A 25,290-nucleotide genomic window follows, 5' to 3' on the forward strand; every position below is an offset into this window, starting at 1 on the left:
CACGAGACGACAGGGCACGCGGTATGCTGTACGGATTTTCTGGCGTTATTTTACAGGGCGCGCTTGTCACCCTTGAGCTGGCTATCAGCTCCGTGGTGCTGGCGGTGCTGATAGGCCTGGCGGGCGCGGGGGCAAAATTATCCGCCAACAGACCGCTGGCGCTGATATTTGAAGGCTATACCACGCTGATTCGCGGCGTGCCTGATCTGGTGCTGATGCTGCTGATCTTTTACGGCCTGCAAATCGCACTTAATGGCGTGACGGATGCCATCGGCATGGAGCAGATCGATATCGACCCGATGGTGGCCGGTATTATTACCCTTGGTTTTATCTACGGTGCCTATTTCACTGAGACTTTCCGCGGCGCTTACATGGCCGTGCCGAAAGGGCATATTGAAGCGGCGACCGCCTACGGTTTTACCTCCTCACAAACGTTTCGCCGGATCATGTTCCCGGCCATGATGCGCTACGCGCTGCCGGGCATCGGTAACAACTGGCAGGTTATTCTCAAGGCTACGGCGCTGGTCTCCCTGCTGGGTCTGGAAGATGTGGTGAAGGCCACGCAGCTGGCGGGTAAAAGCACCTGGGAACCGTTCTATTTTGCGGTGGTTTGCGGCGTGATCTATCTGGTCTTTACGACCGTCTCCAATGGTGTGCTGCTTCTGCTCGAACGTCGCTACTCCGTGGGTGTGAAGAGGGCTGACCTGTGATTGAGATTATTCAGGAGTACTGGAAATCCCTGCTGTGGACGGATGGTTACCGCTTTACTGGCGTGGCCATCACGCTGTGGCTGCTGATCTCCTCGGTGGTAATGGGCGGCATTCTGGCGGTGTTTCTTGCCATTGGCCGCGTGTCGAACAATAAATTTATCCAGTTCCCTATCTGGCTGTTCACCTACGTGTTTCGCGGTACGCCGCTGTACGTGCAGCTGCTGGTGTTCTATTCCGGGATGTACACGCTGGAGATCGTGAAAGGCACCGAGATGCTGAACGCGTTCTTCCGCAGCGGTCTGAACTGTACGGTGCTGGCGCTGACCCTCAATACCTGCGCCTATACCACCGAGATCTTCGCCGGGGCCATCCGTTCTGTGCCGCACGGTGAGATCGAGGCGGCGCGCGCGTATGGCTTCTCGTCCGTGAAGCTCTACCGCTGTATTATACTGCCTTCGGCGCTGCGTATTGCGCTGCCGGCCTACAGCAACGAAGTGATTTTAATGCTGCATTCGACGGCACTGGCGTTTACCGCCACGGTACCGGATCTGTTAAAGATTGCCCGCGATATTAACTCTGCCACCTACCAGCCGTTTACGGCGTTTGGCATTGCGGCAGTGCTCTATTTGATCATTTCTTACGTCCTGATCAGCCTGTTCCGTAAGGCTGAAAAACGCTGGTTGCAGCATATAAAACCGTCGACGCACTGAGAATTTATGATGGCTGAGAACAAATTAAACGTAATTGATTTGCACAAGCGCTACGGCGAACATGAAGTGCTGAAAGGGGTGTCGCTGGAGGCTAACGCGGGCGACGTGATCAGTATTATCGGCTCATCAGGTTCGGGTAAAAGTACCTTCCTGCGCTGCATCAACTTCCTCGAAAAGCCGAGCGAAGGATCGATTGTGGTGAGCGGACAGAACATCAACATGGTCCGTGATAAAGACGGCCAGCTTAAAGTGGCGGATAAAAACCAGCTGCGCCTGCTGCGTACACGCCTGACGATGGTGTTCCAGCACTTCAACCTCTGGAGCCACATGACGGTGCTGGAGAACGTGATGGAAGCGCCGGTTCAGGTGCTCGGCTTAAGCAAGCAGGAAGCCCGCGAGCGTGCGGTCAAATACCTGGCGAAAGTGGGTATCGACGAGCGGCAGCAGATCAAATATCCGGTGCACCTGTCAGGGGGGCAGCAGCAGCGTGTTTCCATCGCCCGTGCGCTGGCGATGGAGCCGGAAGTGTTGCTGTTTGACGAACCGACTTCCGCGCTGGACCCGGAACTCGTTGGCGAAGTGCTGCGCATCATGCAAAAGCTGGCGGAAGAGGGCAAAACGATGGTGGTGGTGACGCACGAGATGGGCTTCGCCCGTAACGTTTCTAACCACGTTATCTTCCTGCATCAGGGGAAAATTGAAGAGCAGGGTCATCCGGATGAGGTGCTGGCGAACCCGCAAAGCCCGCGGTTGCAGCAGTTCCTGAAAGGCTCGTTGAAGTAGGTTTGGCCTTTCTCCCTCTCCCTGTGGGAGAGGGCCGGGGTGAGGCATCAGGCCGCAGAGCCGCCCAATTGCCCGGTGGCGCTTCGCTTACCGGGCCTACAAACCCCGTAGGCCGGGCAAACGCAGTGCCGCCCGGCATTCAACACTCCAGCCGATACACCCAGTCGTCATACCGTACGCCGTTAATCTCGTACGCCTTCTCCAGCACCTGCGTGCGCACAAAATCCGCTTTCTCAAGGACCCGCACCGACCCAACGTTATCTGCCAGTACGTACGCGTTTATTGCCTTCACGCCCGTCTGGTTAAATGCATACTCACACACCGCCCGCAGCGCCTCGCTGGCAATGCCTTTTCCCTGCGCGGCAGGCACAACCGTGTAGCCAATATCCGCCTCTTCACGGTTTGCCGCACTGATTTGCAGGCCGATATCCCCGAGCGGCGTAACGTCGTTATGCAGACGGATCACAAAGACATGCTCCGCCATCAGGCGCGCGGCAAATACGCGGCGCGTCTCTTTTTCCGGTGTGATAGCGGCCATATAGCGCATGATGGCGGGGTCTTCACGCAGAGAGCGGAAGAACACCCAGTCAGAAGGTTCGAAAGGGGTGAGGTGAAGCCGGGTTGTGGTAATGGTTGCCATAGTTACGCCATCTCATCCAGACATGGCGTATAACTCTAACATATTCACTGCACCACATCCCCCAGCGCCTCTTCCAGGTCATACCAGCGGAACGTGAACCCGGCCGCTTCCAGCCGTTTTGGCAGCGCGCGTTGCCCGCCCAGCACCAGCACCGAAGACTCACCCATCAACAGACGAATCGCCGTTGCAGGTACGCGCAGCACCGCCGGGCGATGCAGGGCATGCCCCAGGGCGTGAGCAAATTGTTCATTACGTACGGGGTAAGGGGATACCATGTTAAATGGCCCGCGCAGGTCGTTATCCAGCAGCCAGAGAATGCCGTTGACCATATCGTCGATATGGATCCACGCCAGATACTGACGACCGTTGCCGATGGGCCCGCCAAGCCCCATTTTAAACGGCGGCAGCATTTTACCGAGAATACCGCCCTTCGGCGCAAGTACCACGCCGGTGCGCAGCAGGCAGACGCGGGTACGATCGCTTTGCGCCGCGCAGGCGATGCGCTCCCACTGGGCGCAGAGTTTATGGGTAAACTCGTTGTGCGGCGGCTCCTCTTCGGTCACCACCACTTCACCGAGATCGCCATAGTAGCCTGTAGCAGAGCCGGAAATCAGCACCGAAGGCGGCGTCTCGCTGTTGCGAATCAGCTCAACCAGCCTTTCGGTCATGTTCCAGCGGCTGCTGCATAAACGCTGTTTTTGCTCTTCGGTCCAGCGTTTATCGGCGATAGGTTCGCCAGCAAGGTTGATGACGGCGTCAAAGCCGTTCAGATCCTGCCTTTCCGCCAGGCCTTTCCAGATCTCAACGCCGACGCCCAGCACCTGGCGCGCTTTCTCCGGGCTGCGCGTGACCACGGTAATGTCGTGATGCAACGCCTGCAAACGTGGAATGAGATGGCGACCAATCAGGCCCGTACCGCCGGTGAGCAGGATCTTCATACAACCTCCAGGTTTACGCCTGGCGCTGCCAGCTTAACGTCATGGAGACGGAGTCGGCGTAGCGCAGGGCGTGAAGTTTATCGATCTCCACTTCAGCATAAGTGACCCAGTGGTGTTCGCGTGCGATGTCGAGCACATCCTGAGTTAATTTTTCCAGTAGCGCAAAACGGTTGTTCTCAACGTACTGGATGATGCTTTTGGTGATCGTGCGATAGTTCAGCGCGTCATTGATGTCTTCGCTGGCGCGCGCCTTGTCTGCCGGGTAGTGGATCACCACATTCACCACGATATCCTGGCGATTCGCGATCTCCTCCTCTTTGATACCAATGAACGTGCGTAAGCGTAAGTTTTTTATACAAATAATAGCGTCATGCTGGGACATTGCAGGTCTTCTCCGTGTCAGTATTTTCACCTCATCATACATGAGGAGAACACCTGCACCCAACGGGGCGCAGGCTCAAATCTGATGGATTTTTTGCATGGCGCGTTCGGTTGCCGGGCGGGTCCGGATGCGCTCAAACCAGTTGTTCACCGCCGGATAAGTGGCCAGATCGATCCGGTGGCGTTCATGGGTGTTGATCCACGGCCAGCAGGCGATATCTGCGATGCTGTAATGCTCACCTCCCAGCCACGGTGATTTTTCCAGCCGACGGTTCAGGACCCCGTACAGGCGCTGGGTTTCGACCTGATATCGCTCAATGGCGTAAGGGATCGTCTGCGGCGCATAGGCGGTAAAGTGGTGATTCTGCCCCAGCATTGGCCCCAGGCCGCTCGACTGCCAGAATAACCATTGCAGCGTGTGATGACGCTCGCGCAATTCACCGCTCAGGAGCTTGCCGGTTTTCTCTGCCAGATAGAGCAAAATCTCTCCAGACTCAAACAGGCTTAACGGTTTGCCGCCGTCAGAAGGCAGGTTATCAATGATGGCCGGAATTTTATTGTTGGGCGATATGGCCAGAAAAACGGGGCGGAACTGGTCGCCTTTACTGATATCCACGCGAATGATCCGGTAGTCCACTTCGGCTTCTTCGAGAAAGAGGGTGATCTTATGGCCATTAGGGGTGGGGGCATAATAGAGATCTATCATTCTCAACTCCTGTCAGTGCGAATAGTGTTGCCATAAAAAATCAGTATAGGTGCTTGTTGTAAATCGTGAGTTTTCATCAAGTGACAGCGAGGCAAAGAGATTATATGTTGAGTGAAAACCGATCAGCCGATGAGGATGTTATGAGCCAGCCTGTAATAACGTTGTGGTCCGATGCGAACTTTTTTTCTCCTTATGTCATGAGCGTTTATGTGGCGCTGGCAGAAAAGGGGCTTACTTTTAGTCTGAAAACCGTCGACCTGGACAGCGGCGAACATCTGAAGCCCCAGTGGCAGGGCTACGCGCTCACTCGCCGAGTCCCTGTGCTGGAGATCGACGGTTTTGAGTTGAGTGAATCCTCGGCGATTGACGAGTATCTTGAGGACCGCTTTGCCCCGCCAGAGTGGGAACGCATCTATCCTCACGATCTGCAAAAGCGCGCCCGCGCCCGCCAGATCCAGGCATGGCTGCGTAGCGACCTGGTGCCGATTCGCACAGAACGCTCTACGGACGTGGTGTTTGCTGGCGTCAAAAAGCCCGCCCTCAGCGAGGAAGGCTTATCCAGCGCCCGGAAGCTGATCGAAACTGCCTCATCGCTGCTGGCGCAGGGTAACCCCAACCTGTTTGGCGAGTGGTGTATTGCCGACACCGATCTGGCGCTGATGCTCAATCGCTTGATCCTCAATGGCGATGAAGTCCCACAGCTGCTGGTGGATTACGCCACATTCCAGTGGCAACGCGCGTCGGTACAGCGCTATCTGGCACTCTCTGCTAAGCGCGCGGGCTGATAAGACGGGGCGCTTGAGGTATGATAGGGGCAGTCTGAATTCCTGAGGAGTAACTGATGAAACTGATGTTTGCGTCGGATATTCATGGATCGCTGCCCGCGACCGAACGCGTGCTTTCTCTGTTCGCCCAAAGCGGAGCGCAATGGCTGGTGATCCTGGGCGACGTGTTAAACCACGGCCCACGCAATGCGTTGCCGGAAGGCTACGCTCCCGCGCAGGTGGCGGAAAAACTTAATCATTTTGCCTCGCGCATTATCGCCGTTCGCGGCAACTGTGACAGCGAAGTTGACCAGATGCTGCTGAATTTTCCCATCACCGCTCCCTGGCAACAGGTGTTGATGGAAAACAGCCGTTTGTTCCTGACCCACGGGCACCTGTTCGGCCCGGATAACCTGCCGTCACTCGCCGCTGGCGATGTCCTGGTTTATGGTCATACTCATATTCCGGTGGCGGAAAAACGCGGGGCGTTTTATCACTTTAATCCCGGGTCTGTCAGCATTCCTAAAGGCGGCAATCCGGCAAGCTACGGCATGTATGAAGACGGGACATTAAGCGTTATCGCACTTAATGATCAGCAAGTTATTGCGCAGATAGCGATTAATCCGTAAGTTACACCACAACTGCAAACGCGCCAAAAGAGCGCTTAGACGAGAAGGTTTCCCGATGGTGGAGCAGAATCATTTGGCAAGTACTGAGTGGGTTGACATTGTCAGCGAAGAGAATGAAGTGATCGCGCAGGCCAGCCGCGAACAAATGCGTGCGGAGCGTCTGCGTCACCGCGCGACTTACATCGTTGTTCATGACGGCATGGGCAAGATTCTGGTCCAGCGTCGCACCGACACCAAAGATTTTCTTCCTGGTATGCTGGATGCCACAGCGGGTGGCGTTGTGCAGGCCGATGAAGTATTGCTGGATTCCGCGCGTCGTGAAGCGGAAGAAGAGTTAGGTATCGCTGGCGTGCCGTTTGCCGAGCACGGACAGTTTTATTTCGAAGATGAGCATTGTCGCGTCTGGGGCGGGCTGTTTAGCTGCGTTTCCCACGGACCTTTCGCCTTGCAGGAAGAGGAAGTGAGCGAAGTGTGCTGGATGACGCCGGAAGAGATCACCGCGCGTTGCGACGAGTTCACGCCGGATTCTCTTAAAGCACTGGCGCTGTGGATGACCCGCAACGCCAAAAACGAATCCGCTAAACCGGAAAATAAGGCAGAAAAAGAGGAAGAGGCTGAGTAAGCCTTAACAGCTTTCCCGCAGACACAGGCTGGACGCGATGGGTTTATGATCGCGCCAGTCTCCGTCATTCAGACGTTCCAGTAACGCTTTTCCGGCTTCAATCCCAATCTTGCGATGCGGTACTGCCATCGTTGTCAGCGGCGGCTGACAGACGCGGCTGACGTCGCTGTCGCCAAAGCCCACGACCGCTAAATCGTCCGGCACTTTGATGCGTCGACGCTGGCACTCATACAGCGCGCCGCAGGCCAGTTCATCTGATACGCACACCAGCGCATCCAGTTCCGGCCACGCCAGCAGGAACTCTGGCAGTTGTGCCGCACCGGTGGAGAAGTTCGGCGGCATGGCGGCATTAATCACTCTGTTCGGCGACAGGTGGTGGCGCAGCATCGCCTTGTACCAGCCCTGCAAATGCTGCTGAAAAATCCACTGCTCCTGGTTAGCGCACAGCAGGCCGATATTCTGGTAGCCACGCTGAATCACCATCTCGGTAAGTTCATACATGGCGGCGACGTTATCAATCCCGATATTCATATCAATCGGATCGGCACGCATTGCACCCATTTCCATCACCGGGATAGAGGCGTTTTTCAGCCAGTGGCGTACGGTATCGGAGTGCTCGACGCTGAGCAGTATCGCCGCGGCGATATTCGAGGCCAGCAGCGTTTCGAGCAGTTTCTCTTCCTGTTCAAGACGATGCTGAGATTCCGCCAGCATGATCTGGTATCCGGCTGGCTGGAGCACCTGCTGTAGCCCGGCGAACATCTCGGAACAGCCAGCTTCGGAAAGATTGGGAACTACCATCGCGATCGTCCATGACGACGCCGATGCCAGTGCGCTGGCGGCAAGATTGGGCATATAACCCAGCTCCTGCACCGCGGCTTCAATTTTTTCACGCAGTTTATCGGAAACCTGTTCGGGCGTGCGGAGGGCACGGGAAACAGTCATCGTGCCTACGCCGGCAAGCTGTGCGACATCCGCGAGCGTTACTTTTCCGGTACTGCGCCGTTTTCGGGTTAAAGACATACATCTTCCTGCTGACAGGACGCGATTCAGTTTCATCCTTCATTTTACGTGACAGGCAGTATACGCCTTAAATCCCTTTTTTTGCTGTGATTTCGCACCATGATAGCAATTTGATAGCGCTATCACAGTTCTGCATGTTAGTCGTTGGTAGCGCTATCTTTGTGATCGCGATCGCAGTCATTGATTGATGGGTTGAATAGAGTTTGCCCATGTCTGGTCTTTAGCGGGAGTGAAAAATGCTCAAAAAGTGGATATATGATACAACCATCATCCTACAGGATAGCGTTGAAAGCTGGCCCCAGGCGCTGGAACTGTGCGCGAAACCGCTGCTGGATTTGCAGGTCATTGCGCCGGAATATGTCACGGCTATCATCGAGCAGCACCAGACGTTAGGTCCCTACTATGTGCTGGCTCCAGGGCTGGCAATGCCACATGCGCGACCGGAAGAAGGGGCGAAAGGACTTGGCCTGTCATTATTAAAACTAAAACAGGGCGTCTCTTTTGGTGCCGGTGAGTTTGACCCCGTCGATGTGATTGTGATGCTGGCGGCACCGGACAAGCATAGCCATATCGAAATGATCTCAGCCTTGGCGGAATTATTTTCCAGCGACGAAGATATGGCTGAATTACATCGGGCGAATACGCTGGAGGAGATAAAAACCGTTATCGATCGCTTCTGATTTAATTATTTAATCCGATTCATCTCAACATTACGCGTCAGCGTGATGGGGCGTACTCTACTCAAAAAAGGGGATAACAATGAAAATCATGGCTATTTGCGGCTCCGGCCTGGGCAGCAGTTTTATGGTCGAAATGAATATTAAAAAGGTGCTCAAAAAACTGGAAATTGAGGCCGAGGTTGAACACTCCGATCTCTCCTCGGCCACGCCGGGCGCGGCGGACCTGTTTGTAATGGCGAAAGACATTGCCGCCAGCGCCAGCGTGCCGGAAAGCCAGCTGGTGGTAATCAACAATATCATCGATATCAACGAACTCGAAGCGCAGCTGCGCGCCTGGTTCGAAAGACAATAATCCTGATAAGGCGAGGTGGATATGTTTATCCTTGAAACGCTGAATTTCGTTGTTGATATTTTAAAAGTCCCTTCAGTGCTGGTCGGGTTAATTGCTCTGATTGGTCTTGTGGCGCAGAAAAAAGCCTTTTCGGATGTGGTAAAAGGCACAATTAAAACCATTCTCGGCTTTATTGTACTGGGCGGCGGCGCAACTGTGCTGGTGGGCTCTTTAAATCCGCTCGGCGGTATGTTTGAGCACGCCTTTAATATTCAGGGCATTATTCCAAACAATGAAGCTATTGTGTCGATTGCCCTGGAAAAATATGGCGCTTCCACCGCGCTCATTATGGCCTTCGGGATGGTGGCGAATATTATTGTTGCGCGCTTTACCCGCCTGAAGTACATCTTCCTCACCGGGCATCACACCTTCTACATGGCATGCATGATTGGCGTGATCCTGACGGTTGCAGGCTTCGAGGGGGTCGGGCTGGTCTTTACCGGTTCGTTGATCCTCGGCCTGATTATGGCCTTCTTCCCGGCGATTGCGCAGCGCTATATGAAGCGTATTACCGGCAACGATGAGATCGCCTTCGGTCATTTCGGCACGCTGGGCTACGTGCTGTCCGGCTGGATTGGCAGCAAGGTCGGGAAAGGCTCGCGCTCCACCGAAGAGATGAACCTGCCGAAGAACCTTAGCTTCCTGCGTGACAGTTCAATCTCCATCTCCCTGACCATGATGATTATCTACCTGATCATGGCGGTGAGCGCCGGACGTGAGTACGTGGAGGCCACCTTCAGCGGCGGCCAAAACTACCTGGTATACGCCATCATTATGGCCATCACCTTCGCGGCAGGCGTGTTCATCATCTTGCAGGGCGTGCGCCTGATTCTGGCGGAAATCGTCCCGGCCTTTACCGGCTTCTCGGAAAAACTGGTGCCCAATGCGCGGCCTGCGCTGGACTGCCCGGTGGTCTACCCGTATGCGCCAAACGCGGTGCTGATTGGCTTCCTGTTTAGCTTCCTCGGCGGGATTGTTGGGTTGTTCATCTGCGGTCAGTTTAGCTGGGTGCTGATCCTCCCGGGCGTCGTTCCGCACTTCTTCACCGGCGCAACGGCGGGCGTGTTCGGTAACGCCACCGGTGGACGCCGCGGGGCAATGATTGGCGCCTTTGCTAACGGCCTGCTGATCACCTTCCTCCCGGTCCTGCTGCTGCCTGTTCTGGGCGCAATTGGCTTTGCGAATACGACCTTCTCGGACGCTGATTTTGGTGCGGTCGGGATTGTGCTGGGCAACCTGGCACGCTTCCTGTCGCCGCTTGCCATCACCGGACTGGTTGTTGTGTTGTTCGCGCTGCTGGTGGCCTACAACGTCTTCGCTAAAAACAAACCTGCCAGCGGTAACGCGCAGGAAAACCCCGGAGCCAAATCATGAATGAGAATGAAATAACCGAACTGGCGCGTCAGATCCGCCTTGAGACGCTGAAATCCCTTACGCAGCTGGGTTTTGGGCACTACGGCGGCAGCATGTCAGTCGTTGAAACGCTGGCCGTTCTGTACGGCGCGGTGATGAAGATCGACCCGGCCGATCCGGACTGGCCAGAGCGCGATTACTTTGTGCTGTCGAAAGGCCATGCGGGGCCGGCGCTGTACAGCACGCTGGCGATTAAGGGCTACTTCCCGATTGAAGAGCTGAGCACGCTGAACCAGAACGGGACGCGTCTGCCAAGTCATCCGGATCGCCTGAAAACACGCGGCGTGGATGCCACCACCGGTTCACTGGGGCAGGGGATCTCCATCGCTGGCGGCATGGCGCTGTCGCACAAGCTGGCAGGAAGGCCAAACCGGGTGTTTTGCATCGTTGGCGACGGAGAACTGAATGAAGGGCAGTGCTGGGAAGCCTTCCAGTTTATCGCTCACCATCGACTGAATAACCTGACGGTATTCGTGGACTGGAACAAACAGCAGCTCGACGGCGAGCTGGACGAAATCATCAGCGCCTTCGACCTGGAAGGCAAATTCCGCGCCTTTGGTTTTGACGTGGTGACGGTGAAAGGGGATGACATTCCGGCGCTGCTGGAGGTGACCGCGCCGATCCCTGAGGCCGATGCGCGTCCGCGGGTGGTGATCCTCGACAGCATCAAAGGGCAGGGGGTGCCATACCTGGAACAGCTCAGCAACTCGCATCACCTGCGATTAACCGAGGAGAGCAAAGCGGCGCTTAACGAGACGATTCGCCAACTGGAGGCTTCACATGATTAAGGTTGCACCGACAGGACAGAAAGATGCCGTTGAGATGCGTAAGGTCTACGCGGGTTTTGTGGCAAAACAGATTGAGGCCGGGAGCGAGATCATTGCGCTCGAAGCGGATCTGATGAGTTCGATGGCGATGGACGGCGTAGCGCGTGATTACCCACAGCACGTCATCAACTGCGGCATTATGGAGGCCAACGTGATTGGGACGGCCGCCGGGCTGTCGCTCACCGGACGTAAGCCGTTCGTTCATACCTTTACCGCTTTTGCCAGCCGTCGCTGCTTTGACCAGCTGTTTATGTCCCTGGACTACCAGCGCAATAACGTGAAGGTGATTGCCTCGGATGCGGGCGTGACGGCCTGTCACAACGGCGGGACGCATATGTCGTTTGAGGATATGGGCATCGTGCGCGGTCTGGCGCATTCAGTGGTGCTGGAGGTGACCGATGCGGTGATGTTCGAAGATGTGCTGCGTCAGCTTATCGACCTGGAAGGCTTTTACTGGGTAAGGACCATCCGTAAACAGGCGCCGAGCGTGTATGCCCCGGGGTCAACCTTCACCATCGGCAAGGGCAACGTGCTGCGCGAGGGAACCGATATTACCCTGATTGCTAACGGCATTATGGTGGCGGAAGCGCTGGAGGCGGCGCGCCAGCTGGAGCAGGAGGGGGTAAGCGCAGCGGTCATCGACATGTTTACCCTGAAGCCCATCGATCGGATGCTGGTGAAAAACTATGCCGAGAAAACCGGGCGTATTGTGACCTGCGAAAACCACAGCATTCACAACGGGCTGGGGTCGGCGGTGGCGGAAGTGCTGGTGGAAACCTGTCCGGTGCCTATGCGGCGGGTGGGGGTGAAGGAACGATATGGTCAGGTGGGCACGCAGGACTTCTTGCAAAAGGAGTATGGCCTGACGGCACATGACATTGTGTCGGCGGCGCGGGAGCTGCTGTAATAAAAAAGGCGACCATTTGTGGTCGCCTCTCTTGCCGGATGGCGCTTCGCTTATCCGGCCTACAAAACCGTAGGCCCGGTAAGCGCTAGCGCCACCGGGCTTTTTAGCTTACTGCTGCTGCGAAGACTGGATCGCCGTCAGCGCGATGGTGTAGACGATATCGTCAACCAGCGCACCACGGGACAGGTCGTTCACAGGTTTGCGCATACCTTGCAGCATTGGCCCGATGGAGATCAGGTCTGCTGAACGCTGTACCGCTTTATAGGTGGTGTTACCGGTGTTCAGATCCGGGAAGATGAACACGGTAGCGCGACCTGCAACCGGCGAGTTAGGCGCTTTGGATTTCGCCACGTCAGCCATTACCGCGGCATCGTACTGGAGCGGGCCGTCGATCATCAGATCCGGACGTTTTTCCTGTGCAATGCGGGTCGCTTCACGGACTTTCTCTACGTCACTACCTGCACCAGAGGTGCCGGTGGAGTAGGAGAGCATCGCGACGCGTGGTTCGATACCGAAGGCAATCGCGGAGTCCGCAGACTGGATAGCGATTTCTGCCAGCTGCTCTGCGGTTGGGTCCGGGTTGATCGCGCAGTCGCCGTAAACGTAAACCTGTTCAGGCAGCAGCATGAAGAACACGGAGGAGACCAGAGAGCTGCCCGGTGCAGTTTTGATCAGCTGCAACGGTGGACGGATGGTGTTCGCGGTGGTGTGAACCGCACCGGAAACCAGACCGTCAACTTCGTCCTGCTCCAGCATCAGCGTACCCAGCACCACGTTGTCTTCCAGCTGCTCGCGCGCAACGGCTTCGGTCATGCCTTTGTTCTTACGCAGCTCAACCAGACGGGCAACGTAGCTTTCGCGGACCACCTCAGGATCAACGATTTCGATGCCCGCGCCGAGCTCAACGCCCTGAGACGCCGCAACGCGGTTGATCTCATCCGGGTTACCCAGCAGCACACAGGTCGCGATACCGCGTTCTGCACAGATGGCTGCCGCTTTAACGGTACGTGGTTCGTCGCCTTCTGGCAGAACCACGCGTTTGCCCGCTTTACGCGCCAGCTCGGTCAGCTGGTAACGGAAGGCTGGAGGAGACAGACGACGGCTGCGCTCGGAGGTCGCCGTCAGGGATTCGATCCAGTCTGCGTTGATGTAGCCCGCAACGTATTCCTGAACTTTCTCGATACGCTCGTGGTCATCAACCGGCACTTCGAGGTTGAAGCTTTGCAGGCTCAGGGAGGTCTGCCAGGTGTTGGTGTTCACCATGAAGACTGGCAGGCCAGTGGCGAACGCACGTTCGCACAGCTTGCTTACGCGTGGGTCCATCTCGTAGGCACCGGTCAGCAGGATCGCGCCGATCTCCACGCCGTTCATCGCGGCCAGACAGGCTGCAACCAGCACGTCCGGACGGTCTGCGGAGGTTACCAGCAGGGAACCTGCACGGAAGTGCTCCAGCATGTGTGGAATGCTGCGTGCGCAGAAAGTTACGGACTTCACGCGGCGGGTGTTGATATCGCCTTCGTTGATCACGGTGGCGTTCAGGTGACGCGCCATATCAATTGCACGGGTGGCAATCAGATCGAAGCTCCATGGCACCGCGCCCAGAACTGGCAGCGGGCTGGAATCCTGCAACTTAGCCGGGTCAACTTTGATGACTTTCGCTTTGGAAGAGTCGTCAAAAATTTCGGACAGGTCAGGACGCGTACGGCCCTGCTCATCTACTGGCGCGTTCAGCTTGTTAACAATCACGCCGGTGATGCTGGTGTTTTTCGCACCGCCGAAGCTGCTGCGCGTCAGTTCGATACGCTCTTTCAGCTGCTCTGGGGTATCCGTGCCCTGAGACATCACGAAAACAATCTCTGCGTTGAGGGTTTTCGCGATTTCAAAGTTCAGAGACTGGGCAAACTGGTGTTTACGGGTCGGGACCAGGCCTTCAACCAGCACCACTTCCGCGTCCTGCGCGTTTGCGTGGTAGTTGGCAATGATCTCTTCCATCAGCACGTCTTTCTGGTTGCTGGAGAGCAGAGATTCAACGTGGCTCATCTTCAGCGGTTCAGCCGCTGGCAGATTGGAGTTCTTGCGAACGATGGTGGTGGTCTGGTCTGGCGCATCGCCACCGGCACGTGGCTGGGCGATAGGCTTAAAGACGCTCAGACGAACGCCTTTGCGTTCCATAGCGCGGATCACGCCGAGGCTGACGCTGGTCAGGCCGACGCTGGTTCCGGTAGGGATCAGCATAATAGTACGGGACACGGTTTATCCTCTTTCGTTACCGCCGCGTTGGGCGGGTTACAAAACAGCACCGCCAGCATTGCTGGCGGTGTGGAATCAGGCAGTCAGGCGGTGCGCGTCTTGCGCGATGACCAGCTCTTCGTTAGTTGGAATAACGATAGCAGGGCGGGTGCCTTCTTTGTTGATGAAGCCAGACTTGCCGAAGCGGGCAGCCAGGTTACGCTCATGATCAACTTCGAAGCCCAGAACGCCCAGTTTGCCCAGGGACAGTTCACGTACCATTGCCGCGTTCTCACCGATACCGCCGGTGAAGATAACAGCATCCAGACGGCCTTCCATCAGCGCGGTGTAAGAACCGATGTACTTCGCCAGACGGTGGCAATAAACGTCCATTGCACGTTTAGCGTCAGCTTTTTCTGCGTAGTTGTCTTCAACGTAACGGCAGTCGCTGGTGACCTCGGTCAGGCCCAGCAGGCCAGACTCTTTGGTCAGCATTTTGTTGATGTCGTCAACGCTCATGCCCAGGGTGTCGTGCAGGTGGAAGATGATCGCCGGGTCGATATCACCGGAACGGGTACCCATCACCAGACCTTCCAGCGGGGTCAGACCCATAGAGGTGTCAACACACTTACCGTTGCGGATAGCGGAAACAGAACCACCGTTGCCCAGGTGGCAGGTGATGATGTTGACTTCTTCAACCGGCTTGTTCAGCACTTTTGCGGCTTCCTGAGTCACATAGAAGTGGCTGGTGCCGTGAGCGCCGTAACGACGGACGCCGTGCTCTTTGTACAGGCTGTATGGCAGGGCATAGAGGTAAGACTCTTCCGGCATGGTCTGATGGAACGCGGTATCAAACACGGCCACGTTTTTGTCTTTCAGACTCGGGAAGGATTTCAGTGCTTCAGCGATACCGATCAGGTGAGCCGGGTTATGCAGCGGTGCGAAAGACGCAGAGTCTTTGATACCCTGGATCACGGAGTCGTCGATTACCACGGAACTGGTGTATTTTTCGCCGCCGTGGACGATACGGTGACCAATTGCGGTCAGCTGAGCAGACAGTTCTGGTTTTTGTGCCAGAATAGTGTTAACGATAAAGTTCAGCGCTTCACTGTGAGCGGCGCCTGCACCTAAAGCCGCTTCTTGTTTGCTGCCGTCCATCTTCCACTTGATACGTGCTTCAGGCAGATGGAAACATTCGGCCAAACCAGAGAGGTACTCGTCACCGTTGAGCGCATCGATGATGGCGAATTTCAGTGAGGAGCTACCGCAGTTCAGAACCAGTACTAACTTACTCGACATGGAAGTACCTATTATTGATACGTGGCTAAAAAAACGTCAGTGAGTCTAAAAGCGTAACGCATGCTGACCCAGACATTTATGATTAACATCATGCCAAACAAACATTCTGGCAGGATGGAAGAAATACCTATGATTTTAAGCCATTTTGAACATTTTTCAGACAATGGCATAATATGCGATAATTTGACGAGTTAACGCTTATCGTCTACGGCCCTATCAGGCTGGCACAGGATACCCGATACGGGGTAGCGATGACAAAATATTTTGAACGTTGTCATAGCCTGTTGTGATTTTGCACGAAAATTTTAATTTTTATATGTGAAGTTGAGGTACAGCCATGTCGACACCCGAAATCCCGTCCGTGAACTTTTTTAGTCTGTTTCGTCGGGGACAGCATTACGCAAAGACATGGCCGATGGAAAAGCGCCTCGCGCCCATGTTTATTGAAAATCGCACTATTCGCGCCACGCGCTATGCGATTCGCTTTATGCCCCCGATTGCCGTTTTTACCCTGTGCTGGCAGATAGCGTTAGGTGGACAGCTTGGCCCTGCCGTCGCGACGGCGCTTTTTGCGTTAAGCCTGCCGATGCAGGGGCTATGGTGGTTAGGCAAACGTTCCGTCACGCCACTTCCGCCTTCTGTTTTACACTGGTTTTATGAAGTGCGTGGAAAACTGGAGGAGGCGGGCCAGGCGCTGGCACCGGTTGAAGGCAAGCCAGACTATCAGGCGCTGGCGGATACCCTCAAGCGTGCGTTTAAACAGCTTGATAAAACATTCCTCGATGACTTGTGATTGATCATCGAAACGACGACCAAAAGAAGGCACAGTAACAATCAGTTACCGTGTCTTTTTTTTACAGTGCAATGCGCTACAGGAGTCGAAAGATGGAAATGACCCATGCTCAACGTCTGATTTTGTCTAACCAGTACAAGATGATGACTATGCTTGATCCCGATAACGCTGCGCGCTACAGCCGCCTGCAAACCATTGTTGAACGTGGTTTTGGCTTGCAGATGCGCGAACTGGATCGCGAATTTGGCGAACTGAAAGAGGAAACCTGCCGTATCGTTATCGACATCATGGAGATGTACCATGCGCTGCATGTGTCCTGGACCAATCTGAAGGACCAGCAGACCATTGACGAGCGCCGCGTGACGTTCCTGGGCTTTGATGCTGCGACGGAAGCGCGCTATCTGAGCTATGTACGCTTTATGGTGAATACCGAAGGGCGTTACACCCATTTTGATGCGGGTACGCACGGCTTCAACGCCCAGACCCCGATGTGGGATAAGTATCAACGTATGCTGAGCGCGTGGCACGCCTGTCCGCGTCAGTACCATTTAAGCAGCAACGAAATTCAACAAATCATTAATGCCTGACGGAGGTGTGTGTGCAGTGTAAAGGTTTTCTGTTTGATCTGGACGGTACGCTGGTGGATTCGCTACCGGTGGTGGAGCGCTCGTGGTGCCACTGGGCCGACCGGCACGGCATCGACCATCAGGACGTACTGAATTTCATCCATGGCAAACAGGCCATTACCTCATTGCGGCACTTCCTGGCGGGACGTTCTGAGGAAGAGATTCAGGCGGAGTTCCGCTATCTTGAGGAGATTGAAGCTACCGATACCGAGGGCATCACCGCGCTGCCCGGTGCGCGTGAACTGCTTGAGCACCTGAATGAAGCGCAGATCCCATGGGCTATCGTCACCTCCGGCTCGGTTCCCGTCGCGCATGCCCGTCATAAGGCGGCAGGTTTACCGACGCCGGAGGTCTTCATTACCGCTGAGCGCGTGAAACGCGGCAAGCCTGAACCGGATGCGTTTCTGCTCGGCGCAGAACTGCTTGGCCTTGCGCCCGCAGAGTGTGTGGTGGTGGAAGACGCGGCGGCAGGCGTGCTGGCCGGGCTGAACGCCGGAAGCCACGTCATTGCCGTTAACGTCCCGGCGGGTTCCCCCCGGCTGGAGGAGGCGGATTTCGTGCTTAACACCCTGACCGCCATCGACGTCTCGAAGGCGTCAGACGGAGTTGTAACCGTCTCGCTAAAAATGTAATCCCATGATATAGCCCCGCATTACCGGGGCTTTTTTATGGCAGAATTGCTTCTCCTCCACTGACAAGGACATGTTGTGAACGGTGAACTGATTTGGGTCCTGAGCCTGCTGTTAATCGCCATCATTCTTTTTGCCACGGGCAAGGTGCGCATGGATGCCGTCGCCCTGTTTGTGATTGTCGCATTCGTTCTGAGCGGTACCCTTTCCCTGCCGGAAGCCTTTTCCGGGTTTAGCGATCCCAACGTTATTTTAATTGCCGCCCTGTTTATTATTGGCGACGGGCTGGTACGCACCGGCGTGGCGACGATGATGGGGTCGTGGTTGGTTAAGGTGGCGGGCAGCAGCGAAACCAAAATGCTGATTTACCTGATGCTGACGGTCGCCGGGCTGGGCGCGTTTATGAGCTCTACGGGCGTCGTGGCCATCTTTATTCCGGTCGTGCTGAGCGTCTGCATGAGGATGCAGATCTCCCCGTCGCGGCTGATGATGCCGTTGAGCTTCGCCGGGCTCATCAGCGGCATGATGACGCTGGTCGCAACGCCGCCGAACCTCGTCGTGAACAGCGAACTGATCCGTGAGGGGCTTGAGGGGTTTAGCTTTTTCAGCGTTACGCCGATCGGGCTGGTGGTACTGGTGATGGGCATTATCTATATGCTATTGACCCGTTTCGCGCTGAAAGGGGAGAAGCAGGATAAAGCCAAAGAGGGCTGGAAGCGGCGCTCTTTCCGCGATCTGATTAAAGAGTATCGTCTGACCGGGCGTGCCCGACGTCTGGCTATCCGCCCGGGATCGCCTATGGTGGGGCAGCGGCTGGATGACCTTAAGCTACGCGAACGCTATGGCGCGAACGTCATCGGGGTTGAGCGCTGGCGTCGTTTTCGTCGGGTGATCGTTAACGTGAACGGGGTGTCAGAGTTTCGCGCGCGTGACGTCCTGCTGATTGATATGTCCACCGCAGACGTGGATCTGCGGGAGTTTTGTAGCGAGCAGCTGCTGGAGCCGATGGTCCTGCGCGGCGAGTATTTCTCTGACCAGGCGCTGGATGTGGGAATGGCCGAGGTGTCGCTGATCCCGGAATCGGAGTTATTGGGCAAAACCGTGCGTGAAATCGGTTTTCGTACCCGCTATGGCCTCAACGTGGTGGGCCTGAAGCGCGATGGCGTAGCCCTTGAAGGGGCGGTGGTGGATGAGCCGATCCTGCTGGGGGATATCTTCCTCGTGGTCGGCAACTGGAAACTGATTAGCCAGCTCGGGCAGAAAGGCCGCGATTTTGTGGTGCTGAATATGCCGATTGAAGAGAACGATGCATCACCGGCGCACAGCCAGGCGCCCCATGCGATTTTTTGCCTGGTATTGATGGTCGCGCTGATGCTGACGGACGAGATCCCTAACCCGGTGGCGGCGATAATCGCCTGTCTGTTAATGGGCAAATTCCGCTGTATTGACGCCGAAAGCGCTTACAAAGCGATTCACTGGCCGAGCATCATTCTCATCGTCGGGATGATGCCCTTCGCCCTGGCGCTACAGAAAACCGGCGGGGTGGATTTGATCGTGAAAGGCTTAATGGACGCGGGAGGGGGATATGGTCCGTACCTGATGATGGTTTGCCTGTTCGTCATGTGCGCCACCATTGGTTTGTTCATCTCCAATACCGCAACGGCGGTGCTGATGGCGCCCATTGCGCTGGCGATGGCAAAATCGATGGGCGTTTCGCCGTATCCGTTTGCGATGATGGTTGCGATGGCGGCGTCCGCGGCATTTATGACGCCGGTCTCTTCCCCGGTCAATACGCTGGTGCTGGGGCCCGGGAATTATAGGTTCAGTGATTTCGTGAAGCTGGGTGTGCCGTTCACCGTCCTGGTGATGGTGGTGTGCGTGGTATTGATACCGGTCCTGTTTCCGTTCTGAGCATTTTGCCGGGTGGCGGCTACGCCTTACCCGGCCTACAACCCCGTAGGCCCTGCAAGCGCAGCGCCGCTGGGCGAAAATCAGAGTGGCGAATCCTGGCTAATCTCATCCAGCGACAAATGGAAGCTCGGCACAAACACGCGCATAAAGTAGTCCATCTCTTCGCTACGGCGGGAGTCGAGCGTCTTCTCCAGGCGTGATTTCGCCAGCAGGAACTCGTTATTCCCGGCGGACAGCTCTTCCAGACACTTCAGGTAGGCGCACAGCGCGTCAGCCTGCTTAACCAGGGATTTCTCCTCTTCCGTATACTGATGCTCGTCGATCAGCGGCCCGAAGATATCGCGCAGCTCTTCAGGCACCATGTCGATCAGCTTCTGCTGGGCAATCTTCTCAATGGCCTTATATTCCTGGGCAATCTGCGAGTTGAAATATTTCACCGGCGTAGGCAGATCACCGGTCAGCACTTCAGATGCATCGTGATACATCGCCAGCAGGGCGATACGTTCGGCATTCACCTGCCCGTTGAATTTGCGGTTTTTAATCGCGGCCAGCGCGTGCGCGACCATGGCAACCTGCAAACTGTGCTCCGACACATTTTCAGTACGCACGTTGCGCATCAGCGGCCAGCGGTTGATGAGTTTCAGGCGGGAGAGGTGGGCAAAGAAATGACTCTGACTCATAGGTTACCTTATGTCTTCACTGCGACAGACTTCATTGTGCGGGGAGGGGAGGGAAGATGCAAATTTGCGGATGTTGCAGGCCGGGTAAGCGCAGCGCTACCCGGCGGAAAGTCAGCGTTACTGATGGTACCCGGAGAGGAAGCGCCCGAAGCGGCTGATGGCCATCTCGAGATCGTCTTCGCGCGGCAGGGTGACGATACGCACGTGATCCGGCCACGGCCAGTTAAACGCCGTCCCCTGAACCAGCAGCACTTTTTCCTGCAACAGGAAGTCGAGCACCATTTTCTGGTCGTCGTGAATATTGAAGCGCTTCGCGTCGATTTTCGGGAACATGTACAGAGCGCCGTTAGGCTTCACGCAGGAGACGCCCGGAATATCATTAATCAATTCCCATGCACGGTTGCGCTGTTCATACAGGCGGCCGCCTGGAACGATAAACTCGCTGATGCTTTGATAGCCGCCGAGTGCTGTCTGGATCGCATGTTGCGCCGGTACGTTGGCGCACAGACGCATGGATGCCAGCATCTCCAGCCCTTCAATGTAGCCTTTCGCATGTTTTTTCGGACCGTTCAGTACCATCCAGCCCTGACGGAAACCGGCAACGCGGTAAGTTTTAGACAGTCCGTTAAAGGTGACCGTCAGCAGATCGGGCGCCAGCGCGGCGATAGAGTGGTGCTGCGCCGCGTCGTACAGGATCTTGTCGTAAATCTCGTCGGCAAAGATGATCAGGTTGTGCTGGCGGGCGATCTCGACGATCTCCATCAGCAGCTCTTTTGAATAGACCGCACCCGTCGGGTTATTCGGGTTAATGATCACGATACCCCGGGTGCGCGGGGTAATTTTGGCGCGAATATCATCCAGATCCGGGAACCAGTCAGAGGATTCGTCGCACAGGTAGTGCACCGCTTTACCGCTGGACAGGGACACCGCAGCCGTCCACAGCGGATAATCTGGGGCAGGAACCAGCATTTCATCGCCGCTGTTCAGGAGCGCCTGCATCGCCTGAACGATCAGCTCCGAGACACCGTTGCCAATGTAGATATCTTCAACGGTGACGTCGCGCATACCGCGAGCCTGATAGTGCTGCATGATGGCTTTACGGGCGGAATAAAGCCCTTTTGAATCGCAGTAGCCTTGTGCAGTGGGCAGGTTGCGGATCACATCCACCAGGATCTCATCCGGCGCTTCAAAACCAAATGGCGCGGGGTTGCCGATGTTGAGTTTCAGAACCTTATTGCCTTCCTCTTCAAGGCGTTTTGCCTCTTTGAGTACCGGGCCACGGATGTCGTAACAGACGTTGTCGAGCTTGCTGGATTTTTCGATAGGGGACATGAACCTTTAACCTTTTCGCTATTATTGCAACTTCCTGCCGTGGAAGTGAGCACGGAACAATGTACTCCCACCGCGCTTCGTTTTGAAGGGCGCACAGAAGAAGATTTCGTCCAACCGGGCAATGCCGCGGTGATCGCTTACTCTAACGACGGAGTGATTTTGTGCCTGAATTTATCGTGATAAAGAGGGGTGATGGGTTGTTTATGCTAAAAATTTCATATAAAGATGAATATTATTCTGGAATAAATAAAAAGACGATTCGGGCTGATGCATTAGTCCCTCTGAGTGACCATTCGTAAAACCTGAATGCTGAGATACCGATTGCCATATTAGCAAAGCCAGGTTAAAAGTTACTCATGTGAAATTAATGTTAAGGGTTATTAATGAATGGCCTGAATCTAAATTAAACTTTATTTATTATTAACGACGAAAATGCAACTTTCGTTAATTTTAATAAAAAGAGTGTAGTTGCTTATCATTGGCGATAAATCCTTAATATTGCAATAAGACTTATAAATATAGTGGATTTGGGTTAAGATGTGTTTCGGGAATGCAGCATAGCGATAGGCCTGTTACGTATATCGGATACTGCTTTCCTGTATTAATCGATTGTTATTGTTAAAGTTATCTCTGGCTGATTGGGTAAGTCACATCTTGCTACGTTGCCAACGCTGCGATATAGATGGCAGAAAACATGTCTTACTCTTTATGGTATTAACATCGACCTGCAAACAACGAAATATCCTGGACGCAAGAGAATAAAAATAACGTCATGAAACGTGATTTCTGACTGGTGATATACCGCAGTACAATAACTATCTGTCAGGCAGTCTGCCGGGCCGGGATGCGAGGGAAACTCTTCAGAAGGAATTGCTTAACTGTTACACACAGCTTCAACCCGGGCAGCTCCGCACGAGCAACCTGAAAGTGAAAAGATATGATAAATGCAAATCGTCCGATAATGAATCTCGACCTCGATCTGCTGAGAACGTTTGTTGCGGTCGCCGATCTCAACACTTTTGCAGCAGCTGCTGCCGCCGTTTGCCGTACCCAGTCCGCCGTGAGTCAGCAAATGCAGCGGCTGGAACAACTGGTTGGTAAAGAGCTTTTTGCGCGTCATGGACGTAATAAGCTTTTAACAGAACATGGTATTCAGCTTCTGGGTTATGCCAGAAAGATACTGCGCTTTAATGATGAAGCCTGTATGTCATTAATGTTTAGCAACCTTCAGGGAGTGTTAACATTAGGGGCGTCAGATGAATCAGCAGATACCATTTTACCCTTCCTTCTCAACCGAATTAGCTCGGTTTATCCGAAGCTTGCCCTGGACGTTAGCGTTAAACGCAATGCCTTCATGGTTGAGATGCTGAAAGAAAACGAGGTTGACCTGGTGGTCACCACGCATCGACCTGGCCAGTTTGACAGCCTGACGCTGCGTACTTCTCCAACGCACTGGTACTGTGCCGCAGAGTATGTATTGCAGAAAGGTGAGCCGATACCCCTGGTCCTGCTGGACGATCCCAGTCCGTTCCGCGATATGGTGCTGGCTGCGCTCAACGAAGCCGGTATTCCATGGCGCCTGGCGTACGTGGCGTCAACCTTGCCCGCAGTGCGAGCGGCGGTGAAGGCCGGGCTTGGCGTAACGGCCCGTCCGGTGGAGATGATGAGCCCCGATCTGCGTGTGCTGGGTCAATCCGAGGGACTTCCGTCGTTGCCGGATACGGAGTACCTGCTGTGCCATAACGCCGCCAGCAACAACGAGCTGGCAAAAGTGGTATTCGAGGCAATGGAAAACTACCACAATCCATGGCAGTACGCGCCTGTTACTCCCGAAGGAGGGGATGACTCCCTGATCGTGGAAGGGGATTTTGAGTGATCATTCCCTCAAAATTCTCGTAACAAAATGTAAGTGCAAAAAAGAGCCACTCGCATGATTTTTTCCTGCGAGTGGTTTTTTTTGCTATTCATAACCGTGAATGGAGCAGGGATAAAGCAAATACCGCTTATTTATCAATGCAGAAAATGTTTTTGGTTAAGATGTAAACAATACCTGTTCTAACTTACCTCATACCCCGCCGATGTTAAAAAAACAGGAAATATGTTGCTGTTTTTTTGATTGAATTAACAAAAGCGTGTCTCAGATCAAGAAAATACTCCCATTTGGGGGGAGGAATCGTTGGCAAATCCTGTCAAAATAGGAGGGTTATTTTTTTTACTTCCAAAACGGACACGATTCAACAAGATGCATTTGACGGAAAGTCATGTACCCACCAGGGTTAAAGGGCACCAAATGTTAATGAGAATCGCACGTTGTAATTTAATGTGAAGAAACCTTTGTTAAAGTTGACAAAAGGTTATAGAAAGGAGTAAAAAACCCCATCATTTTGCTGTCTATGTCTCATTTCTGACAGTTAGTGTAAGGTTATTTTGTTCCTCCCCATGAATCGATGTGATGCCCATCTGCCAGCAAGAGCAGTGTCGTCGGTATCACTTTTGATGAGTAAGCAATGAGTATGTCAACATCCACAGAAGTCATCGCTCATCACTGGGCATTCGCAATCTTTCTTATTGTAGCCATTGGCCTGTGCTGCCTGATGTTAGTCGGCGGCTGGTTCCTGGGCGGTCGCGCCCGCGCAAGGCACAAAAACACACCTTTCGAATCAGGTATTGATTCAGTAGGTACCGCTCGCTTACGCCTGTCTGCCAAGTTCTACCTGGTAGCCATGTTCTTCGTCATTTTTGACGTGGAAGCGCTTTACCTCTTCGCGTGGTCTACCTCCATTCGCGAAAGTGGTTGGGTGGGCTTTGTCGAGGCCGCAATTTTCATTTTAGTGTTACTGGCCGGTCTGGTTTATCTGGTGCGTATTGGCGCGCTGGACTGGACACCTGTGCGTTCACGCCGTGAACACATCAACCCGGAAAACAGTATCTCTAATCGTCAGCAGTAACAGCGAGGCAATAAGATGGATTATACGCTCACCCGCATAGATCCTAACGGTGAGAATGACCGTTACCCCCTGCAAAAACAGGAGATCGTAACCGACCCCCTGGAGCAAGAAGTCAACAAAAGCGTGTACATGGGCAAGCTCGAACATGCCATGCACGACATGGTCAACTGGGGTCGTAAGAACTCCATCTGGCCATACAACTTTGGCCTTTCTTGCTGCTACGTTGAAATGGTGACGTCATTCACTGCGGTGCATGACGTTGCGCGTTTTGGGGCCGAGGTACTGCGTGCTTCTCCACGTCAGGCTGACCTGATGGTGGTGGCCGGGACCTGCTTTACCAAGATGGCACCAGTTATTCAGCGTCTTTATGACCAGATGCTGGAGCCAAAATGGGTTATCTCCATGGGCGCATGTGCAAACTCCGGCGGTATGTACGACATTTATTCCGTTGTGCAGGGCGTTGATAAGTTCATTCCGGTGGATGTGTACATCCCGGGCTGCCCGCCGCGTCCAGAGGCCTATATGCAGGCGCTGATGCTGCTCCAGGAGTCAATTGGTAAAGAACGCCGCCCGCTTTCATGGGTTGTTGGCGATCAGGGTGTCTATCGCGCGAACATGCAGTCTGAGCGCGAGCGTAAACGTGGTGAACGTATTGCCGTCACCAACCTGCGTACGCCTGACGAAATTTAATTTGCGCCTGTGGGCCTGGAGAACACCTT

The 25,290-nt window shown here is 54.6% G+C and carries 27 protein-coding genes; 18 read left to right on the forward strand and 9 right to left on the reverse strand.

Going from position 1 to position 25,290, the window contains the following annotated elements; genetic code table 11:
• Positions 1–23 precede the first annotated feature (23 nt).
• The 3 genes from IM290_RS07920 to hisP are packed head-to-tail and all read left to right on the forward strand — an operon-like array spanning position 24 to position 2,203.
• Positions 24–710 (forward strand): histidine ABC transporter permease HisQ, encoded by a 687-nt coding sequence (locus IM290_RS07920; protein WP_015572256.1) that lies wholly within the window; start codon positions 24–26, stop codon positions 708–710.
• Positions 707–1,420, forward strand: a complete 714-nt coding sequence (locus tag IM290_RS07925) for an ABC transporter permease (protein WP_003861424.1) — start codon at positions 707–709, stop codon at positions 1,418–1,420. Before IM290_RS07920 ends, IM290_RS07925 begins: the two co-directional genes overlap by 4 nt.
• 9 nt (positions 1,421–1,429) lie before the next feature.
• Positions 1,430–2,203 (forward strand): histidine ABC transporter ATP-binding protein HisP, encoded by a 774-nt coding sequence (gene hisP, locus IM290_RS07930; protein ID WP_003861426.1) that lies wholly within the window; start codon positions 1,430–1,432, stop codon positions 2,201–2,203.
• 139 nt (positions 2,204–2,342) lie between these two features.
• Here hisP and IM290_RS07935 read toward each other — a convergent pair whose 3' ends face one another.
• From IM290_RS07935 to yfcG, 4 genes are all read right to left on the reverse strand, one after another.
• On the reverse strand, positions 2,343–2,843 hold the full coding sequence (locus IM290_RS07935; RefSeq protein ID WP_193042320.1) for a GNAT family N-acetyltransferase: 501 nt from the start codon (positions 2,841–2,843) through the stop codon (positions 2,343–2,345).
• A gap of 44 nt (positions 2,844–2,887) precedes the next feature.
• Positions 2,888–3,781 (reverse strand): TIGR01777 family oxidoreductase, encoded by an 894-nt coding sequence (locus tag IM290_RS07940; RefSeq protein WP_015572259.1) that lies wholly within the window; start codon positions 3,779–3,781, stop codon positions 2,888–2,890.
• A 13-nt stretch (positions 3,782–3,794) separates the two neighbouring features.
• Positions 3,795–4,163: a dihydroneopterin triphosphate 2'-epimerase gene (gene folX / locus IM290_RS07945; RefSeq protein WP_149603781.1), complete on the reverse strand. Its 369-nt coding sequence runs from the start codon at positions 4,161–4,163 to the stop codon at positions 3,795–3,797.
• 75 nt (positions 4,164–4,238) lie between these two features.
• Positions 4,239–4,868, reverse strand: a complete 630-nt coding sequence (yfcG, locus tag IM290_RS07950) for a GSH-dependent disulfide bond oxidoreductase (protein WP_003861434.1) — start codon at positions 4,866–4,868, stop codon at positions 4,239–4,241.
• A 140-nt stretch (positions 4,869–5,008) separates the two neighbouring features.
• Here yfcG and yfcF point away from each other — a divergent pair, with 140 nt between their 5' ends.
• The 3 genes from yfcF to yfcD are packed head-to-tail and all read left to right on the forward strand — an operon-like array spanning position 5,009 to position 6,883.
• On the forward strand, positions 5,009–5,653 hold the full coding sequence (gene yfcF / locus IM290_RS07955) for a glutathione transferase (RefSeq protein ID WP_193042319.1): 645 nt from the start codon (positions 5,009–5,011) through the stop codon (positions 5,651–5,653).
• 56 nt (positions 5,654–5,709) lie between these two features.
• Positions 5,710–6,261 carry a phosphodiesterase gene (gene yfcE, locus IM290_RS07960; RefSeq protein ID WP_003861437.1) on the forward strand — a complete coding sequence of 184 codons (552 nt, stop codon included), beginning with the start codon at positions 5,710–5,712 and terminating at the stop codon, positions 6,259–6,261.
• A gap of 55 nt (positions 6,262–6,316) precedes the next feature.
• Complete coding sequence (gene yfcD, locus IM290_RS07965) at positions 6,317–6,883, forward strand: NUDIX hydrolase YfcD (RefSeq protein ID WP_006811396.1); 567 nt, start codon at positions 6,317–6,319, stop codon at positions 6,881–6,883.
• Between the two features lie 3 nt (positions 6,884–6,886).
• Here the strand turns inward: yfcD and IM290_RS07970 are convergent, their stop codons facing one another.
• A complete protein-coding gene (locus IM290_RS07970; protein WP_017383439.1) occupies positions 6,887–7,906 on the reverse strand; it encodes a LacI family DNA-binding transcriptional regulator in 1,020 nt (339 codons plus the stop codon).
• Between the two features lie 236 nt (positions 7,907–8,142).
• On the opposite strand from IM290_RS07970, the gene IM290_RS07975 reads away from it, so the two are divergent.
• From IM290_RS07975 to IM290_RS07995, 5 genes are all read left to right on the forward strand, one after another.
• Positions 8,143–8,586 (forward strand): PTS sugar transporter subunit IIA, encoded by a 444-nt coding sequence (locus tag IM290_RS07975; RefSeq protein WP_017383438.1) that lies wholly within the window; start codon positions 8,143–8,145, stop codon positions 8,584–8,586.
• 79 nt (positions 8,587–8,665) lie between these two features.
• Positions 8,666–8,938, forward strand: a complete 273-nt coding sequence (locus IM290_RS07980; RefSeq protein ID WP_003861447.1) for a PTS sugar transporter subunit IIB — start codon at positions 8,666–8,668, stop codon at positions 8,936–8,938.
• 21 nt (positions 8,939–8,959) lie between these two features.
• A complete protein-coding gene (locus IM290_RS07985) occupies positions 8,960–10,351 on the forward strand; it encodes a PTS ascorbate transporter subunit IIC (protein WP_017383437.1) in 1,392 nt (463 codons plus the stop codon).
• Positions 10,348–11,178 (forward strand): transketolase, encoded by an 831-nt coding sequence (locus IM290_RS07990; protein ID WP_039270261.1) that lies wholly within the window; start codon positions 10,348–10,350, stop codon positions 11,176–11,178. Before IM290_RS07985 ends, IM290_RS07990 begins: the two co-directional genes overlap by 4 nt.
• Complete coding sequence (locus IM290_RS07995) at positions 11,171–12,124, forward strand: transketolase family protein (RefSeq protein ID WP_015572265.1); 954 nt, start codon at positions 11,171–11,173, stop codon at positions 12,122–12,124. The genes IM290_RS07990 and IM290_RS07995 overlap by 8 nt, the downstream gene beginning before the upstream one ends.
• A gap of 108 nt (positions 12,125–12,232) precedes the next feature.
• Here the strand turns inward: IM290_RS07995 and pta are convergent, their stop codons facing one another.
• A complete protein-coding gene (gene pta, locus IM290_RS08000; protein WP_063619654.1) occupies positions 12,233–14,374 on the reverse strand; it encodes a phosphate acetyltransferase in 2,142 nt (713 codons plus the stop codon).
• A 75-nt stretch (positions 14,375–14,449) separates the two neighbouring features.
• Entirely contained in the window at positions 14,450–15,652 is a 1,203-nt protein-coding gene (gene ackA, locus IM290_RS08005; protein WP_015572267.1) for an acetate kinase, read from the reverse strand.
• Positions 15,653–15,989: 337 nt separating this feature from the next.
• Between ackA and yfbV the strand changes: the two genes are divergently transcribed.
• The 4 genes from yfbV to IM290_RS08025 all read left to right on the forward strand — a co-directional run bounded on the left by yfbV (position 15,990) and on the right by IM290_RS08025 (position 19,611).
• Positions 15,990–16,445 (forward strand): terminus macrodomain insulation protein YfbV, encoded by a 456-nt coding sequence (gene yfbV / locus IM290_RS08010; RefSeq protein ID WP_017383434.1) that lies wholly within the window; start codon positions 15,990–15,992, stop codon positions 16,443–16,445.
• Between the two features lie 92 nt (positions 16,446–16,537).
• Entirely contained in the window at positions 16,538–17,032 is a 495-nt protein-coding gene (locus tag IM290_RS08015) for a YfbU family protein (protein WP_003861461.1), read from the forward strand.
• Positions 17,033–17,043: 11 nt separating this feature from the next.
• Positions 17,044–17,703 carry a sugar phosphatase gene (locus IM290_RS08020; RefSeq protein WP_193042318.1) on the forward strand — a complete coding sequence of 220 codons (660 nt, stop codon included), beginning with the start codon at positions 17,044–17,046 and terminating at the stop codon, positions 17,701–17,703.
• Positions 17,704–17,778: 75 nt separating this feature from the next.
• Positions 17,779–19,611: an SLC13 family permease gene (locus IM290_RS08025; RefSeq protein ID WP_017693001.1), complete on the forward strand. Its 1,833-nt coding sequence runs from the start codon at positions 17,779–17,781 to the stop codon at positions 19,609–19,611.
• Positions 19,612–19,691: 80 nt separating this feature from the next.
• Here the strand turns inward: IM290_RS08025 and yfbR are convergent, their stop codons facing one another.
• Entirely contained in the window at positions 19,692–20,291 is a 600-nt protein-coding gene (gene yfbR, locus IM290_RS08030) for a 5'-deoxynucleotidase (RefSeq protein WP_033487380.1), read from the reverse strand.
• 117 nt (positions 20,292–20,408) lie between these two features.
• Positions 20,409–21,623, reverse strand: coding sequence for an alanine transaminase AlaA (gene alaA, locus IM290_RS08035; protein WP_003861471.1), 1,215 nt, complete (start codon positions 21,621–21,623; stop codon positions 20,409–20,411).
• A 937-nt stretch (positions 21,624–22,560) separates the two neighbouring features.
• Here alaA and lrhA point away from each other — a divergent pair.
• The 3 genes from lrhA (at position 22,561) to nuoB (ending at position 25,261) form a co-directional block, all read left to right on the forward strand.
• Positions 22,561–23,499, forward strand: coding sequence for a transcriptional regulator LrhA (lrhA, locus tag IM290_RS08040; RefSeq protein WP_017693002.1), 939 nt, complete (start codon positions 22,561–22,563; stop codon positions 23,497–23,499).
• A 631-nt stretch (positions 23,500–24,130) separates the two neighbouring features.
• Positions 24,131–24,571 (forward strand): NADH-quinone oxidoreductase subunit NuoA, encoded by a 441-nt coding sequence (gene nuoA, locus IM290_RS08045; RefSeq protein WP_003861475.1) that lies wholly within the window; start codon positions 24,131–24,133, stop codon positions 24,569–24,571.
• Between the two features lie 15 nt (positions 24,572–24,586).
• The gene (gene nuoB, locus IM290_RS08050) at positions 24,587–25,261 is read left to right on the forward strand and encodes an NADH-quinone oxidoreductase subunit NuoB (protein WP_003861482.1); all 675 of its coding nucleotides are present in this window, start codon (positions 24,587–24,589) and stop codon (positions 25,259–25,261) included.
• Positions 25,262–25,290: the final 29 nt, after the last annotated feature.

Origin of the sequence: Enterobacter cloacae complex sp. S1, from assembly GCF_014930525.1 — a bacterium.
Lineage (GTDB): Bacteria > Pseudomonadota > Gammaproteobacteria > Enterobacterales > Enterobacteriaceae > Enterobacter > Enterobacter hormaechei_C.